Annotated in this window: 1 protein-coding gene; it reads left to right on the top strand. The window is 73.3% G+C overall.

Annotated elements, in window-relative coordinates; all coding sequences use genetic code 11:
- The coding region (locus ACIBO1_RS32255; RefSeq protein ID WP_396753091.1) for an SDR family NAD(P)-dependent oxidoreductase at positions 1-2,388 on the top strand (2,388 nt) is incomplete at both ends.

The following is a 2,388-nucleotide window of genomic DNA, read 5'->3' as shown; positions in this document are numbered from 1 at the left end:
CCGGCCGACTCTCCACCACCACCCACCCCTGGCTCACCGACCACCGCGTCAACGACACCACCCTCCTACCCGGCACCGCCCTCATCGACATGCTGGCCGACGTCGGTGGCCGGCTCGGCACGCCGGAGATCGAGGAACTGGTGATCTCCACGCCGCTCACCCTCGCCGCAGGCGCCGCAGTGGACCTGCAGGTACGGGTGACCGCGGACCGGCAGGTCGAGGTGTACAGCCGCCCGGGCCCGGACCACCGCTGGACCAGGCACGCCACCGGCGTACTCACCGACCGGGCCCGACCCGCCTCGACGGCCGACCTCACCGCCTGGCCCCCGCCGGGCGCCGAACCGCTCGATGTCGCCGGCCTCTACGAGCGGCTGACCGTGGCGTACGGGCCGGCCTTCCACGCGGTGGAGGCGGCCTGGCGAACCCCCGGCACGGTCTACGCCGAACTGCGCCTGCCCGAGGCCGCCGCCGGTCTCGACACCGAGCAGTACGTGCTGCACCCCGTGCTGCTCGACGCCGCCCTGCATCCGCTGGCCGACTCGGGCTTCTTCCCGGACCCCGACACACCGCGGCTCGCGTTCTCCTGGGCGGGCGTCCGTGTGCATGCCGCCGGTGCCCGCGTGCTCCGCGTCCGGGTCACCGCCACCGGCGCCGACACGGTCTCGATCACCGCCGCCGACGCCACCGGACAGCCCGTTCTGGACGTGGATCAGCTCGTCGTCCGTCCCGTGGACCTCGGCAGGCTGGCCGCTGTCGCCAGTACCAGCGGACTCTACGAGGTCACCTGGATCGAGGTGTCGTCGGGCGACACGACCCCTGAGTGGGCCCGCTACGAGGACACCCGCACCGGTGACGTGCCACCTGTCGTACTGCTCCGTGCCCCGCGCGCCACCGAGGGGCTGACCGTGCCCGAGAGCGTGCACGAGGTCGGGCTGGCCGTGCTCGCCGGGATTCAGGACTGGCTGGGCGACGCGCGGTGGGCGGACAGCGCTCTGGTCGTCGCGATCGACGTCGACGACCTCGCCCACCACGCCGTACGCGGACTGGTGCGGACCGCGCAGTCGGAGAACCCCGGACGTATCCGGCTGCTGGAACTGCCGGACGACGACGAGGCTGGTCTCCTGCTCGGAATCGCCGCGCCGGAGGACGAGCCGCATGTCGCGGTCCACGACGGGCGTCTGCGCGCTCCCCGACTCACGGCCGTTCCCGCCCCGGCGCCGACCGACCCGTCTCCGCTGGCCGGTGGCACGGTCCTGGTGACCGGTGCGACCGGTGGTCTCGGCCGGCTCGTCACCGATCACCTGATCGACGCGCACGGCGTGGCCGAACTGGTGCTGGTGGCCCGTTCCGGGGTGCCCGACGCGCGGCTGGCGGAGATCGCCGGCCGGGGTGTGCGGGTCCGGGGGATCGCCGCCGACGTCGCTGACCGGCCCGTCATGGCGGGACTCGTCACCGAACTGGCCGACCGGCTGGTGGGAGTCGTGCACGTCGCCGGTGCCCTCGACGACGGGCTCGTGCAGGACCTCACGCCGGGGAAGTGGCACGCCGCGTTGCGTCCCAAGGCGGACGCCGGATGGCACCTGCACGAGCTGACCGCAGATCTGGGTCTCGCCGCCTTCGTCCTCTACTCCTCCGTCTCCGGCACCTTCGGCGGTGCCGGGCAGGGCAACTACGCGGCGGGTAACGCCTTCCTCGACGGGCTCGCCGCATACCGCCGGCAGCTCGGCCTGCCCGCCGTGTCGCTGGCCTGGGGCCTCTGGGACGAGGAGGCCGGGATGGGCGGCCGGCTCGGCGAGGCGGACCGCGCCCGATTCGCCCGTGGTGGTACCCGCGCCCTCTCCGCCGCCGACGGCCTCGCGCTGTTCGACGCCGCGCTCGTCGCGGACCGGCCGGCGCTGGTTCCGATCAGCCTCGACCTGGCCGCCGTGCGTGCCGCCCGGGAGATCCCGGCGCTGCTACGCGGGCTGGTGCCCGCACCCGTGCGGCGCGCGGTCGCCGCCACCACCGAAGCCGAGTTCTCTCCTGCGCGCCGGTTCGCCCGGATGACGGGCGCGGAACGGGCGGTCGCTCTGCTCGATCTCGTCCGCACCAACACCGCCGGAGTGCTCGGACACGCCGGTGCCGGGGCGGTCGATGCGCATCGGGCCTTCAAGGACATCGGTATGGACTCGCTCACCTCGGTGGAACTGCGAAACCGGCTCGCGGAGGCGACGGGCCTTCGACTGCCTGCCGCGCTGGTCTTCAACTACCCGACTCCGCAGTCGCTCGCCGATCACCTCAGCGCCGAGATCGCCGGTGTGCCGGAGCGGTTGGTTGAGGTGTCGTCGGGTGGTGGGGTGGTGGATGAGCCGATTGCGATTGTGGGGATGGCGTGTCGTTTTCCGGGTG

It is taken from the genome of Micromonospora sp. NPDC049903, assembly GCF_044460945.1.
GTDB lineage: Bacteria > Actinomycetota > Actinomycetes > Mycobacteriales > Micromonosporaceae > Micromonospora.
The sequence above is the reverse complement of the archived record's forward strand: the minus strand, read 5'-3'. Positions and strand labels throughout refer to the sequence as shown.